The organism is Pinirhizobacter sp. (assembly GCF_035317885.1).
GTDB lineage: Bacteria > Pseudomonadota > Gammaproteobacteria > Xanthomonadales > Rhodanobacteraceae > Pinirhizobacter.
Window position 1 is genome coordinate 1 of record NZ_DATHFX010000160.1, and the last position, 13,697, is coordinate 13,697.

Sequence of the window (13,697 nt, forward strand, 5' to 3'; positions counted from 1 at the left end):
TCACGCCATCGCACGGCTGGCACGATGTGACGGTAAGCGACGACCGCGGCGTGCTTTGGCGCGCCGCCGGTCGCGTGGAGAGTGGCCGCCCTGGTGTAAGCGATCCGCGCATGGGCATGGCCTGAAACGGCGTTACTTGCCAGCTTTCGTTCCCAGGGGAACCACCGGCAGGTCGATGCGGCTTTCCGCGCCAGGCCCATGCCACACCGTCTGCGTGGCCCGGCGATAGTCCGCGGGCTTGGCATTGAAGATGTTGTCGACGTACGTTTGCGGGTTGCGATCGTAAAGCGGGAACCAGCTGGACTGCACCTGCACGATGATGCGGTGACCGGGCAGGAACACGTGATTGGCCGTTGGCAGCGCGAAGGTATATTCCTGCGGCGTATTGGCCGGGATCGGCTTTGGCTTGTCCAGGCCTTGCCGGTAGCGTCCGCGGAAGATGTCGCCTGCCACCATCAACTGGAAACCGCCCATCTCCGGCTGCGATGCCACCTGGCCGGGATAGACATCGATCAGCTTCACCACCCAGTCGCTGTCGGTGCCGGAAGTCGAAGCCACCAGATGCGCCACGGGCGAGCCCGCGATCGCCACCGGCGCATCCAGTACATCGGTGGTGAAAGTAAGCACATCCGTGCGATCGGAGAACATCCGCTGGTCGGTGGTGAGCCAATGCCGCCAGGGATCGCCCGAAGCATGTACCGGGCGCGGTACGAACGGCACGGGCTTGGCAGGATCGGAAACATATGGGTCGCCGCCCTTGTCCTTCGGCTTCGCGAAGGAAAGCGATGAGCCGGCGCCCAGGTACAACGGACGTTCGCATGCACCTTCGCAGCCGGGCCAGGCTTGAAGCTTCTGCCAACGGTTGGTGCCGGTCTGGTAAGCGGTGACCGGCGCGATCTGAACGTTCGGTGCATCGTCCTTGAGGTAGCGCGCAAGGAAGGGCCGCAACACGTCCTGGCGAAAGGACAACCCGGTGTCGCTGCCGAACTTTACGGCGCCCAGGCTGCTGGCCTCTCCGATTTCCTGGCCGTGGTGCCAGGGCCCGATCACCAGGAACACCTTGTCGTTGCCGGTGTCCTTGGGCTTGATCGCCCTGTACACGGCCATCGCGCCATAGATGTCTTCCTGGTCCCACAGCGAGTGCACCAGCATGGTGGGCACCTTCAACGGCTCTTTGGCCAGCAGCTTGTCCAGGGCCTGGTCCTGCCAGAACGCGTCGTAGGCAGGATGGGCCACGATCTTCCGCCAGAAGCCAAGCTGGTCCATGCCGTGGGCGCGGGCGATATCGCCGGCCGAACCCCCGGACAGGTACGAGGCGTAATCGTCGAAGTCGTTGGTGAACCACCCGTCGCCCTCACCGCGCACCGACTGGTGGTCCAGGATGTAGGCCAGCATCGTCTGGCGGAAGGCGCCATTGTGGAACCAGTCGTCGCCGCGCCAACCGTCCACCATCGGGTTCATCGGCACCGACACCTTCAGCGCGGGGTGCGGGTTCACCAGCGCCATCAGCGGCTCGAAGCCATCGTAGGAAATGCCCAGCGTGCCGACCTTGCCATTGGACTCGGGGACGTTCTTCACCAACCAGTCGATGGTGTCGTAGGTATCGGTGGATTCATCCACCGGCGTCGGGTTTTGCGGCCCGCGCAGCGGCCGGTTCATGACGAAGTCCCCTTCCGAGGCATATTTGCCGCGGATGTCCTGCAGCACACGGATGTAGCCGTCCTGCACGATGATGTCGGCCGCGTTGTCGTAGCCGGCCAGCACCATCTCCAGGCTGCCGCTCACCGCGCGGCTAGCCATGGCCGATGCGCTGTAAGGCGTGCGGGTGAGCAGCATCGCTGCGCGCCGGGCACCCTTGGGCACCAGGATCACCGTGTGCAGTTTCGCACCGTCGCGCATGGGGATCATCACGTCGCGTTTTTCAAAGTCCATGCCCTGGGTGGGGGCGACGAAATGCGCCGGCGTTTCGTCTGGCAGCGCGCTGTATTGGGTCGCTTGCAGCGAAGTGGCGGCAAGGCCGAGGGCGAGCAACAGCAGGCGGCGCATGGCTTTACTCCGGTAGATGAGGCGGCATCGTGTGGTATTTTGGGCACAGTTGCAATTCTGTGGCGTTACTTGTCCATGACACGATACTGATCGTGCTGGATACTGATTGAACCGGTAGGCGAGTTGTTACACTGGGCCGATGTCCGATCACGACGTGACACCAGTAGCCCAGGCACTGGCGGCCATTGCCGATGGGCAATGCCGGGCGGCGATGCGCGCGCTGGGCAACGTGGAAGACCGGCACGGCGGCGTGCACCAGGCCCGCAAGGCGATCCGCCGCCTTCGTGCCACCTTGATCCTCTGCCACAAGGCCTTCGGCGACGCCCTGGTGCCCGTCGACCGCGACCTGCAGCGCCTGGCATCGAGCCTATCCTCGCTTCGCGATGCCCAGGCCGTGATCGGCACGGCGGAGAAGCTTGCCACCGACGGGCACGACGAATGGCTTGCCGTGGCCGATGCGCTACGGCGCCGGCGCGACACCCTGCTGGACGACGCACTGGCCCGGGATCCGGGGTTCAAGCGACGTTGCCATCAATTGCGCGCAGCCCGCCAGGCCATCTCGGCGCTGCCATGGTCACAGTTGCGTGCGAAAACCCTGGGCAAGGCCTGGGAGAAGACAACCAGCAAGGTCGATGCGATGGCCGATGAACATGCCGCAAGGCCCACGGCCGCCAGCCTGCACCGCTGGCGCCGCCGCGTGCGTCGCCAGCGCCTGCAACTGGAAACCCTGCGCAAGCTGCACAAGAAGGTCGGGCCGCACACTGCCACTCATCTCCCGCACAAGGGAAAAACACTGCATGAGCTGACACGGCTGGCCAACGAACTGGGGTTCCGCCAGGACCTGCAGGTATTGCGCACCGCCCTGGTGCAAGTGGCCGACCCTGCCCGCCTGCCCCATCTGCGCGGCCGCATCCGGGACGAGCTCAAGCCCGGTAGCCGGGGCGGCTGATCACCTGCCGCCGAACCGGTACCAGCGCGCCACCTCGGCGCTGACATGGGCGTCCACGGCAAGCCCGATCCGGTCACACATATCCAGGGTGTCCATCAGCACCCGCTCAACGTCCGCGGCATCCGCCCCATGCGCACGGGCATCCCCGGCCATGTCATGCAGGCGGCTTGACCAGTCATAGAGCGCGTCCGCCCGCTCCCGGATGCGATCAAGCAACCAGGGCCGCAACGGTGCGGTCACGTCAAAGCCACCTTCGCCCGCCAATTGCGCAGCCAGCGCATGGACCGCAGGAGACACCCCGCGATACCACTCGGTTTTCCCCGCCGCGGCTTCGCGAACGACTAAAGGTGCCACGCAGTGGTCCGCGGCAAATCGCTCGATCAGGGCACGCTCGATCCGGCGTGCATCCTTCACGTAGTCCACCGCCACGAGCATGCCCCGGTCAAGGTCGAAGAAGTCGAAGAAACGCCGGTGCAGGTCGTTGAAACGCGTGAACGGATCCCGGGAGAAACCCACCTTCAGGACGTCTTCGTGGCGACAGGGCAGCACGTAGACATAGGCGCGTCCACGCGAGGCGAAGCGGGGATGGCCGGGGTCGGATTCCATGCAGATGAAGTTTAGGACCTCAAAACACCGCGGGCTGAACAAACCCATGACGCGGTGCACATTGCACCGGGGTGAATCCCCCGCCATGATGCCCGCCGGGGAGGGACGTGATGACCGATGTTCATGCACATGATGCCGATGCTCACGCAGATGCGGCGCCAGCAAGTACATCAAGGCATTACGGTGTATCAACATCGCAAATAGTTGCACCGATGGTCATCTACGAAATTCCCTTCGAACCGGCGGACTCCGCCGACTGGCACGTGGATATATCCACCGATGGCCGCAGGAACTTCGATTCCCGCCAGGCTGCCCTCGCCTTTGCCCGCGAGTCTGCGAACGCTCGCGAAGTGAAGTCCGGCGTGACCGCCTGCATCAGCATCCAGGGTGGCGACGGGCGCTGGCGTACCTTCGATCCCCAGTTGGAGCCCATCGGCGCCGGCTCGGCTATCCTTGGCTAACCTCAAGGTGTCCCGCTAAACGGCGGCCAGTTCCACCTCAAGGGCACTCATCAACGCAGCAGTCGACATGGCCCGGGCCAAGGGCGCACCCTGCCCAGCCCATTGCGCGCCATATCCGCCCTCCCCGGCCGCGCGCGCCAGCCCATGCAACGCCTTGCCCGCATCGTATGTCCTGGGATAGTCGGGAATATCCGCGTCCCGGACACCAGCGCCCAGCGCCGTGAACCGATTGGCCAGGCAGCGTGCCGGCCGGCCGGAAATGGCACGCGTCATCACCGTGTGGTGCGCGGCATCGCCCAGCAGGCTCTCCCGATAGGCAACATCGGCCAGCGATTCGTCGCACGCAACGAAGGCCGTGCCCAGTTGCGCGGCCACCGCGCCAAGCTCCAATGCAGCCTTGATCCCCGCACCATCCATGATGCCGCCCGCAGCGACCACGGGTTTGTCCAGGCGCCGCGCCAGTGTGCGCACCAGAGCCATCATCCCCAGTTCGTCGTCCACGGCATCGGGATCAAACATGCCGCGATGCCCGCCGGCCTCGTAGCCCTGCGCCACGATCACGTCGATGGGCGTCTGGGCAATGCTTCGTGCCTCGGCGAGGCTGGTAGCCGAAGCCATCAGCACGATGCCGGCCTCATGCAGTGCCCTTAGCTTGCCTTCATCGGGAATACCAAAATGAAAGCTCACCACGGCCGGCCTCGTCTCCAGCAGCATGGCAAGCATATCGTCATCAACCTGGAAACTGCGGTAGATCTCGGCCAGCCGTGCCGGCGGGTTGCCGCCGAAACGCGCGAACTCAGGTTCAAGGCGCGCCAGCCATGCCGCTTCGACATCGGCCCGCTCGCGCGATGGCCGGTGCACGAACAGGTTGACGTTGAGGGCACGGCCGGATCGTTGGCCGAACTCATCGATGGCACCGCGGGCGGCCCTGGCTGTCATCGCACCGACGCCGAGCGAACCGAGCCCACCGGCTTCGGCCACCGCCGCGGCCATGGCGGGCGTGGAGACGCCGGCCATCGGCGCCTGGATGATCGGCAGGCGCATGCCAAGCCGTTCGAGGATCAGGGAAGGCAGGAAAGCTAGCATGCCCCCATGGTGCTACAGCGCGGGTGGAACACACAAACCGCGGTCTCGCTGGGTACATCCCTCGATGCCAGCCATGGCTCCGCGCCAACACGCAACGTACACGGACCGAACGTAGCAATACGCAGCGGTCGCCGCCTGGCTTCATCGGCCAGGCGGGCGAGCACCTCGTCCATGACGGCACCCTTGAAGGGCGTATACAGGTAGAAGACGGTGCCCCTGGAGAAGTCCGCCGCACGGGCGTCCCCGTGCAGGAATGACACGCGGTGCAAACCCAGCGCCCGGGCCGTTTCACGCGCCCGCTCCAGCAGCGGCGCCTGCAGTTCGATGCCGATGGTGCAAGCGCCGGCAAGGATGTTCGCCAACATCGGCACGTGGCCCAGGCCCGAGCCCAGGTCCACCAGCACGTCGTCCGGCCCCAGTCCCAATCTGTCGACCATCGCCACGACGTGTCGCACCGGGGTGGGCTGGTAGAACACCATGTCCTGGCCTGGCGCCGCGCCGCTGGCATCGACGGCGGCAAAGTCGAACATTCCCGCCACCAGCGCATCGGCATGGTCATAGCCATCGGCTTGCATGCCAGGCCCGCCGAGCGTGTCGAACCACGCACGCAGGCAGGCACTACCCGTACCTCCCATCACCGCATCCCGGACGCCTTTGCAAACGCGGGCATTGGCATCTTCCAAGGCCTCCAACATGTCGCGCGCCTGGACATGCAGGTGTTCGAAATTATTCTCGCCATCAGTCGAGCCGGGCATCAGTAGTTCATCGAGCCGATCGATCATGTCCACGCGATCGGCAAACCGATGGCATTCCAGCAGCGTCGTATCAAGCTCAAGTTGTTCAAGCAAGGCAGGCATGGCGTGGCAGGTGCCGGAGGATTCTTCTCGTGCAGGCGGGCAACGATACCCGGTTGATGGCATGACCATACCGTGCCGGAAGTCCGATGGCGTGCCGTCCGCGGACGGCGCCCAATGTCCGCGGTCGGTCCGGCCTTGCCTGCAGGCGGCGAAATGCGCCATGGCATGCAGGTTGCAGTGGGCCAGCCACTCCAAAGGAAATATCCCCATGCCTGGTTTTCTACGTCCCCTGCCGTTTGTGTTTATCGCGATGATGGCAGCCCTGCCGGCGCTCGCCATGGCCGACCCGCCCTTCACCCAGCAAACCGCTCGCGACATCATCGCCGCGTCGCACAAGGTGGTGAGCCCGCATGGCGTGCAGGAACTGAAAGCGATTGACGTCAACGGCACCAAGCAGTGGATCTCGGTGCGCGGCAATGACACCCGCAACCCGGTGCTGCTGTTTATCCATGGTGGACCGGCGTCGCCCGACATGCCGTTGTCCTATACCTTCCAGCAACCGTGGGAGGATTTCTTCACCGTGGTGCAGTGGGACCAGCGCGGCGCAGGCAAGACCTACCGCGCCAACGATCCCAAGGCCGTCGAGGCCGGCATGACGGTCGAGCAGATGACCAACGACGCCACGGCCGTGGTGCAATACCTGCGCAAAACCTATGGCAAGCGCAAGATCTTCGTGATCGGCCATTCCTGGGGAAGCATCCTTGGCCTGAACCTGGCGCACCAGCATCCGGAACTGCTCTACGCGTACATTGGCGTGGGCCAGATGATCGACATGCCCAGGAACGAGGCCGAGGTCTACCGCTTCGCCATGGAGCAAGCCAAGGCACGCCACGACCAGAAAGCCATCGACGCGCTCAAGGCACTGGGCACCTACCCCAACCCCTCGCGACCGGTCACCCTGCAGGAGATCGGTGTAGTTCGCCAGTGGTCGAGCGCATACGGTGGCCTGGCCTTCAACCGGGACGGATTCAATTACGACGCCGATGCCTGGCAGCTGGCGCCCGAGTACGACGACGAAGACGTCAACGCCATCGGCAAGGGCAGCAAGTTCTCACTTGAGCACCTGCTTCCGCTGCTCATGCACTATCGCTTCGCCGATGGCATGACCTTCGAGTGTCCGGTATTCCTGTTCGAGGGACGGCACGACGAGACGGTGCCGGACAGTATCGCCGCGGACTGGTTCAAGACGATCAAGGCACCGGCGAAGGAACTCGTGTGGTTCGAGGATTCCGCGCACATGGTGATGCAGGAGCAACCAGGCCGCTTCCTCGATCACCTGGTGCACGACGCACGGCCCTATGCAGTCGAGGCGGGCGACGTGGCCCCCGCGGATATCGTGGAGCATTGAGCCAACAATTGTGGGTGCCATGCCCTGCACTGGGGACTGGCCAGGGGTTACTCTTTGGCGGTCTCCCGAACGCAAGGCACGATGATGGCGAAGGCTTGGCTTCCGATGGTGCTTTTCCTGGCCCTGGCTGTCACCGCTACCGATAGCCGGGCCGCGCCTCCCGCGGCGTCCACGGCCAGCGGCCCGCTGGAGGGCAAATCCGCCACCGTCGAAGGCGTGGCACTGGATGAATTCCTCGGCATTCCCTTCGCCGCTCCGCCTGTAGGCGCGCTGCGCTGGAAGCCGCCGCAACCCGCGGCCAACTGGCAGGGCGTGCGCCAGGCCCAGGCCTTCGGCGCGCAGTGCATGCAACTGGGCTTGTACGACGACATGGTGTTCCGCTCCAACGGCATGTCCGAAGACTGCCTGTACCTCAATGTGTGGACACCGGCCAGGCATGCCGGCGGCAAACTCCCGGTGCTTGTGTATTTCTATGGCGGTGGTTTCAACGGCGGCGACGGCTCGGAGAAGCGCTACGACGGCGCCAGTCTGGCCACACGGGGCATCGTTACCGTCACGGTGAATTACCGTCTTGGCGTGTTCGGATTCATTGCCCATCCCGCGCTCACCGCCGAATCACCCGACCATGCCTCGGGCAACTATGGCCTGATGGACCAGACGGCCGCACTGCAATGGGTGAAGGCCAACATCGCCGCGTTCGGCGGCGACCCGGCGCAGGTCACCATCGCCGGCGAATCGGCCGGCTCCATGTCGGTGAGCGCGCACATGGCATCGAAGCTGTCGCGCGGTCTGTTCGCCAGGGCCATCGGCGAGAGCGGGGCCATGTTCGCGCCGCTCGCGCCCCCCGACCGTGCCTTGGGCGAGGCCCTGACCGAACGGTTCGCAGCCGCCATTGGCAAGCCTTCCATCGCCGAACTTCGCGCCATGTCCGCCAGCGAACTGCTCGAGGCCGCGCGCATACAAAAGAACTTCCACTGGGGACCGGTTATTGACGGACGGTTCCTCACCCAGCCGCCTGAAGAAACCTTCCAGGCCCACCAGCAGTCCGATGTGCCACTGCTGCTCGGTTCCAATTCGCAGGAGGGTGCCTGCGCGGAACTGCTGAAGGATATCCCGCCTAGTGCGAAAAACTACCGCCAGTACGTGGCATCACGCTTCGGTGCCAACGCCGGGAAAATCCTCGCCCAGTATCCCGCCAGCAGCGATGCCCAGGCGCTCAAGTCGTGTACCGACCTGTCATCGGACCTCTTCATTGCCCACTCCACCTGGCGCTGGATGGAGCTGCAACATCGCACCGGCAAGGCGCCGGTCTGGTTCTACTACTACGCACAGCCACGCCCGGCCAAGCGCAAGCCTGCATCTGGCGATCGCCCCGATGCGGGTGCCGTGCACAGCGCCGAGATCGAATATGCACTGGGCAATCTCGACGGCAACCTGGTCTTCGCGTGGACGGATGCCGACCGCACCACCTCGCACGTGATGCAGTCGTACTTCGCCAATTTCATCATCCATGGCGATCCCAACGGCAAGGGCCTGCCGGCGTGGCCGGCATTGGCCGAACACGACGGAGGCCTGTTGCGGCAAACCATCGACGCCCACTCGCGCACGCAAGCCGACCCACACACTGCGCGACAGGCCGTGCTGAAATCGGTGATCGATGAAGAGGCGAAGGAGCCGTGAAGCGCTTTTAGCGCTTGTCGCGGAACAACAGCGGCGCGAACTCGTGCAGGTCGCGCCGCCAGGTAAGCCACTCGTGGGCCGTTCCAGGCGACTGGTAGAACCGGTGGGCAATACCCGCCTTGTCCAGCGCCGCGTGGAAATGCAACGCCGGATCGTGGATGAACGGCTCTTCCTCGGTGCCGATGCCCAGCCACAACAAGTGGAAGCGCCCGGCGAAGGCAGCAGGATCGGCGAATGCCCCGTCGAAATCCTTCTTCGTATCGATGTCGAGCTTGCCGCCAAAAAACTCGATCGGCGCGCTGCTGAAAACACCCAGGTACGAGAATAGATCGGCTTGGCGAAGGGCCAGGGGCACGGCCAGCATGCCACCCATCGATAGCCCGGCCAGCGCACGGTGGTCACGATCGGTAAGTGTGCGGAATGAACTGTCGATCGAGGGGATGAGGTCACGGGTGACGACATCGCCGAAGGTATCGGCCAGTTCATGGATCGAGCGACTGCGGGCCTCCGGATCCTTCGGCAGCTTGTTCGTGTCGACATCCACGCTGCCGGCTCGCGTGGCGTAGTCGTTGTCCATCACCAGGATCATCGGTACCGCACGGCCCTCGGCGATCAGGTTGTCCATGATGAAGTTGGCGCGGCCCTGCCGGCTCCAGCCGGTTTCGTCCTCGCCCGCGCCGTGCTGGAGATACAGAACCGGATAACGCGTGTTTTTCGTGTCGTAGCCTGGTGGCGTGTAGACCATGGCACGTCGCCACGCACCGGTGACGGACGAGTGATACCAGTGTTCGCGCACCTGGCCGTGCGGCACGTCCCGCGGCAGGTAGTAATCGACGCCTTTCTCCGGCACTTCGATGCCACTGGCGTCGTAGAGCGCGCCGAAAAATGCATGGCTGCCCAGGTCGTTGGCCTTCATGCCATCGACCCAGAAGTTGTAGTAGTGGAAACCCGGCACCACGGGCGGCGTGGTCACGGTCCAGGTGCCATCGGCCCCCTTGGCAAGGTCCATTTTCGGATGGCCCCACATCTCTACCTGCACGGCGCGGGCCGCGGGCGCCGCCAGTTGGAACTGCACGCGCGAGTCCGCCGACACCCGGGGGTATTCCGCCCCGTACACGTTGGTGGGCGCGGGCTTGAACTGCCCAGCGTCCTGCGCCGGGCTTGTCCATGACACAGCCATGCCAAGGACGGCCACGCCAAGGATCATGCGCCAGCCACGGAATACGTCGGAAGTCATTGTCGGAAGTCTCCTTGCGTTGCCTTGTTGGGGGTCAGAGTATTCACTCTGACCCCGGAAACCGCCGCGCTGTGTCGATGGTGTCGCCCTGGCCCACCAGCGCGAGGCAGAAATCGATGAAGGCCCGCACCTTCGCCGGTGGATGCCTTCGCGAAGGATAGAACGCGTGGAGCGGAAATACTTCGCCGGGCCAGTCCGGGAAAAGTTCGACCAGCCGGCCCTCGGCAAGCAGCGGTTGCATACCCAGCGCCAGCACCTGGGTAATCCCGGCACCGGCCAGGCATGCCTCGAGCTTGGCGCCCACATCGGAGACCAACAACGAGAACGGCACGGCCACTGGCAGCACCTTGCCTTGTCGGTGGAATTCCCACGAGAAGGGCCGCCCTGACGATGCGTCGCGATACTGGATGCAGCGATGCTGCAGCAAGTCCTGCGGACGTTTGGGACGCCCATGCCGTTCAAGGTAAGCCGGAGAGGCCACGGTGAGCACGCGTGTGGAAAGTAGCCGGCGCGTCACCAGGTTCGACGACGCCGGTTCGCCGAAACGCACAGCCACGTCGATGCCATCGGCTACCAGGTCGCCGACGTCCTCGTGTGTCTGCAGTTCAATGTTGAGTTCCGGATACAACGCCAGCAGCTCGCCGATCCGTGGTGCCAGGACGACGCGTGAGAAAAGCCCATCGGCGCGCACCCGCAGATGGCCACGCACCTGTCCGGACGCGCCACCGGCGTGTTCGGCGGCGGCCTGGATGCCGGCCAACAGGGGTGCCACTTCTTCATAGAAGCGTTCGCCCTCGGCGGTCGCGCGCACCGCGCGCGTGGTCCGGTGCAGCAGGCGCACCCCCACTCGCTGCTCAAGCCTTGCCACCGCGCGGCTGACACCCGAAGACGTCATGCCCAGCACAACCGCCGCACGGGCAAAACTGCCGCTTTCCACCACCGCCAGGAATACGCTGGCGCCATTGAGCAGCCGGTTATCGGTTTGCATATTGATGATTTTCTGTCATGGATATCGTGATCTTGATGATCTTCAGTTCGCCATGGGCGCATCGTAACCTTTTGCCCACTCCCCTACCAAGGCATTCCCATGTACGCCATCACAGGTATTACTGGCCAGGTCGGCAGCGCGCTGGCCAACCACTTGCTCAACCAGGGCGCCGCCGTACGCGCCGTCGTGCGCAACCCCGCCAAGGCCCAGCCCTGGGCCGTGCGGGGCTGCGAACTGGCCGAGGCCGACATCGCCGATAGCGACGCCCTGGCGAAAGCCTTCAGCGGCACCGAAGGCGTGTTCGTGCTGATTCCACCCAACTTCGATCCGTCACCGGGATTTCCGGATCTCTACCCCGTCATCGCCAGCCTCGTTCGCGCGATCGACATCGCACGGCCACCGAAGGTGGTGTTGCTGTCCACCATCGGGGCACAGGCGCAAGAGACGAACCTGCTCAGCCAGTTGGGCCTGGTGGAGCACGCATTCAGGCATCTGCCCGTCCCGGTGGCAATGCTGCGTGCCGCCTGGTTCATGGAAAACGCGGCGTGGGATGTCGCCAGCGCGCGCGATCAAGGCGTTCTGCACAGCTTCCTGCAGCCGCTGGACAAGCCCGTGCCCATGGTCGCCACGCGTGACATTGCCCTCGTCGCGGCCGAGCTGTTGCACGACACGTGGGACGGTGTCCGCATCGTCGAGCTGGAAGGGCCACGGCGCGTTTCACCCAACGACCTGGCCCAAGCGTTCGCCAGCGCGACGGGCCGCGAGGTGAAGCCCGTGGTGGTGCCGCGCGACACGTGGGAAACCATTTTCGCCGCGCAAGGCATGCACCATCCCGCGCCGCGGGCACGCATGGTCGACGGCTTCAACGAGGAATGGATCGCCTTCGAAGGCACCGGCACGCAGGTGCGCAAGGGGACAACGTCCGTGCAGGCCGTGATTGACGTGCTGGTTGCTGGCGCGGGGCCGGCGTAGCGGCCCTATCTGGCGAATGGTCGAATTGTAGCGATGGTGAAAGCATGCTGTCGTAGCCTGCTGGGGGCCATTGCCGCGGGCATGTCGCGGCGCCATCGAAGGACACGCTCATGCGCACCATCACCACCACCGACGGCACCGAGATTTTCTACAAGGATTGGGGTACGGGCCAGCCGATCGTCTTCCACCATGGCTGGCCGCTGTGCGCGGACGACTGGGACGCGCAGATGCTGTTCTTCCTGCACCAGGGCTACCGTGTGATCGCCCACGACCGGCGCGGCCATGGACGCTCCACGCAGACGGATACCGGCAACGACATGGACACCTATGCAGCCGACGTCGCTGCCCTGGTGAAACATCTGAATTTGCGCGACGCCATCCACGTCGGCCATTCCACCGGTGGTGGCGAGGTCGCCCGCTACGTGGCGCGGCACGGTGCCGGCCGGGTGGCCAAGGCAGCGCTGATCGGCGCGGTCCCGCCGGTGATGGTCAAGAGCGATAGCAACCCTGGTGGTCTCCCACTGGCCGTGTTCGACGATTTCCGTGCCCAGCTCGCCGCCAATCGCGCCCAGTTCTACAAGGAAGTGCCCTTCCCCTTCTACGGCTACAACCGCGATGGTGCGAAGCCATCGGAAGGCATCATGGGCAACTGGTGGCGCCAGGGCATGATCGGCGGAGCGAAGGCCCACTACGACTGCATCAAGGCATTTTCGGAAACGGATTTCACCGACGACCTGAAGAACATCGACGTGCCGGTGCTTGTGCTGCACGGTGACGACGACCAGATCGTCCCCATCGCAGACTCCGCGCTGTTGTCGGTGAAACTCCTCAAGCACGGTACGCTGAAGGTGTACAAGGGCTATCCTCATGGCATGTGCACCACGCACCCGGACGTGATCAACGCCGATTTACTGGAATTCTTCCGCAGCTGAGAAAGGCGGCTGGGCTCCGGCCCATGGCGCGATACCAGGGATAAGCGATGCGCTGGAAAAAGACTGACCTCGACCCCGAGCTTTGCCGGCATATCTTCAGCGCATCGGCCGGCATGGTGGGCGTGTGCCTGACGGTGATCAGCCTGTTGCGCATCGTGATCACGCTGCGCAACGTCGACACCCTGGCCGACGACTTCGTGGCCTTCGATGCCCTGCTATTCCTGATCGCTTTCTTTTCGTCCTACTTCGCCCTTCGGGCAAGCACGCAACAACGGATGATTCGCGTTGAACGCATAGCGGACGTGTCATTCACCCTGGCCATTTGCGGCATGGTGTTCGTGGCCATCTTCATCACCTATGCCATCACGGCAACGAGCAAGACGTAGCCGCCGGGCGATAAGGCCCGGCGGCGGATATGCGTTGGTCAGGCTACCGGCAGGACAGCGGAAAGTATTTGGCTTCCAACGTGCCGTCCGCGTTGCACTTCCAGGTGAGCTGCCCACCGGAGGCCGTAGATGCCAGCTGCAGGTACTTG

Annotated in this window: 14 protein-coding genes; 7 read left to right on the top strand and 7 right to left on the bottom strand. The window is 64.4% G+C overall.

What is annotated here, in order from left to right:
- Positions 1 to 132 precede the first annotated feature (132 nt).
- Positions 133 to 2,046 (bottom strand): CocE/NonD family hydrolase, encoded by a 1,914-nt coding sequence (locus VK519_RS04810; RefSeq protein ID WP_324347996.1) that lies wholly within the window; start codon positions 2,044 to 2,046, stop codon positions 133 to 135.
- A 154-nt stretch (positions 2,047 to 2,200) separates the two neighbouring features.
- Here VK519_RS04810 and VK519_RS04815 point away from each other — a divergent pair, with 154 nt between their 5' ends.
- On the top strand, positions 2,201 to 2,995 hold the full coding sequence (locus VK519_RS04815; protein WP_324347997.1) for a CHAD domain-containing protein: 795 nt from the start codon (positions 2,201 to 2,203) through the stop codon (positions 2,993 to 2,995).
- On the opposite strand, the gene VK519_RS04820 is transcribed toward VK519_RS04815, so the two are convergent.
- Positions 2,996 to 3,601, bottom strand: a complete 606-nt coding sequence (locus VK519_RS04820) for a GIY-YIG nuclease family protein (RefSeq protein WP_324347998.1) — start codon at positions 3,599 to 3,601, stop codon at positions 2,996 to 2,998.
- Between the two features lie 212 nt (positions 3,602 to 3,813).
- On the opposite strand from VK519_RS04820, the gene VK519_RS04825 reads away from it, so the two are divergent.
- Entirely contained in the window at positions 3,814 to 4,062 is a 249-nt protein-coding gene (locus VK519_RS04825; RefSeq protein WP_324347999.1) for a hypothetical protein, read from the top strand.
- A gap of 15 nt (positions 4,063 to 4,077) precedes the next feature.
- On the opposite strand, the gene VK519_RS04830 is transcribed toward VK519_RS04825, so the two are convergent.
- Together VK519_RS04830 and VK519_RS04835 are read right to left on the bottom strand one after the other, a co-directional pair.
- Positions 4,078 to 5,148, bottom strand: a complete 1,071-nt coding sequence (locus tag VK519_RS04830; RefSeq protein WP_324348000.1) for an NAD(P)H-dependent flavin oxidoreductase — start codon at positions 5,146 to 5,148, stop codon at positions 4,078 to 4,080.
- Positions 5,142 to 6,005, bottom strand: a complete 864-nt coding sequence (locus VK519_RS04835; RefSeq protein ID WP_324348001.1) for a class I SAM-dependent methyltransferase — start codon at positions 6,003 to 6,005, stop codon at positions 5,142 to 5,144. The genes VK519_RS04830 and VK519_RS04835 overlap by 7 nt, the downstream gene beginning before the upstream one ends.
- Before the next feature lie 208 nt (positions 6,006 to 6,213).
- Here VK519_RS04835 and VK519_RS04840 point away from each other — a divergent pair, with 208 nt between their 5' ends.
- Both VK519_RS04840 and VK519_RS04845 read left to right on the top strand, forming a co-directional pair.
- Positions 6,214 to 7,353 (top strand): alpha/beta fold hydrolase, encoded by a 1,140-nt coding sequence (locus VK519_RS04840; RefSeq protein WP_324348002.1) that lies wholly within the window; start codon positions 6,214 to 6,216, stop codon positions 7,351 to 7,353.
- Positions 7,354 to 7,458: 105 nt separating this feature from the next.
- Entirely contained in the window at positions 7,459 to 9,033 is a 1,575-nt protein-coding gene (locus tag VK519_RS04845) for a carboxylesterase/lipase family protein (protein WP_324348003.1), read from the top strand.
- A gap of 7 nt (positions 9,034 to 9,040) precedes the next feature.
- On the opposite strand, the gene VK519_RS04850 is transcribed toward VK519_RS04845, so the two are convergent.
- A complete protein-coding gene (locus VK519_RS04850; RefSeq protein ID WP_324348004.1) occupies positions 9,041 to 10,270 on the bottom strand; it encodes an alpha/beta hydrolase-fold protein in 1,230 nt (409 codons plus the stop codon).
- A gap of 43 nt (positions 10,271 to 10,313) precedes the next feature.
- Positions 10,314 to 11,258 (bottom strand): LysR family transcriptional regulator, encoded by a 945-nt coding sequence (locus tag VK519_RS04855; RefSeq protein WP_324348005.1) that lies wholly within the window; start codon positions 11,256 to 11,258, stop codon positions 10,314 to 10,316.
- A 99-nt stretch (positions 11,259 to 11,357) separates the two neighbouring features.
- Here VK519_RS04855 and VK519_RS04860 point away from each other — a divergent pair, with 99 nt between their 5' ends.
- The 3 genes from VK519_RS04860 (at position 11,358) to VK519_RS04870 (ending at position 13,548) form a co-directional block, all read left to right on the top strand.
- Positions 11,358 to 12,230 (top strand): NmrA family NAD(P)-binding protein, encoded by an 873-nt coding sequence (locus tag VK519_RS04860; RefSeq protein WP_324348006.1) that lies wholly within the window; start codon positions 11,358 to 11,360, stop codon positions 12,228 to 12,230.
- Between the two features lie 110 nt (positions 12,231 to 12,340).
- Complete coding sequence (locus VK519_RS04865; RefSeq protein WP_324348007.1) at positions 12,341 to 13,162, top strand: alpha/beta fold hydrolase; 822 nt, start codon at positions 12,341 to 12,343, stop codon at positions 13,160 to 13,162.
- A 47-nt stretch (positions 13,163 to 13,209) separates the two neighbouring features.
- Positions 13,210 to 13,548, top strand: a complete 339-nt coding sequence (locus VK519_RS04870; protein WP_324348008.1) for a hypothetical protein — start codon at positions 13,210 to 13,212, stop codon at positions 13,546 to 13,548.
- A 43-nt stretch (positions 13,549 to 13,591) separates the two neighbouring features.
- On the opposite strand, the gene VK519_RS17835 is transcribed toward VK519_RS04870, so the two are convergent.
- Complete coding sequence (locus VK519_RS17835) at positions 13,592 to 13,690, bottom strand: pilin (protein WP_414692698.1); 99 nt, start codon at positions 13,688 to 13,690, stop codon at positions 13,592 to 13,594.
- Positions 13,691 to 13,697 lie beyond the last annotated feature (7 nt).